The 275-nt window shown below is 28.4% G+C and carries 1 protein-coding gene; it reads left to right on the top strand.

From position 1 onward, the window contains the following. Positions 1-22: 22 nt before the first annotated feature. Positions 23-275, top strand: a 253-nt coding sequence (locus KVT11_RS19835) for a CobW-like GTP-binding protein (protein WP_254636536.1), incomplete at its 3' end; no start/stop codon positions are given.

Genomic DNA, 275 nt, shown 5'->3' with positions numbered 1-275 from the left:
AAAGAAATGGATGGTCGGTTGAATGAATAAAGTGGAGATTCATATATTAGGTGGTTTTTTAGGTAGTGGAAAATCAACATTATTACAAAATTTATTGTTAGCAGTGAAAAAGAAGAATAGAAAAGTTGCAGTATTAATGAATGAAATTGGTGAATACTCAGTAGATACAGATATTATTGGAAAAGAGAATGTTTTAAGAGAACTTCTTAAAGGATGTATTTGTTGTACATTAAAAGAAGAGCTTGAAATACAATTACATTCGTTATACCAACAAG

The organism is Bacillus sp. GbtcB10, from assembly GCF_019091365.1.
Lineage (GTDB): Bacteria > Bacillota > Bacilli > Bacillales > Bacillaceae > Bacillus > Bacillus altitudinis.
This window is presented reverse-complemented; position numbering and strand designations above follow the sequence as displayed.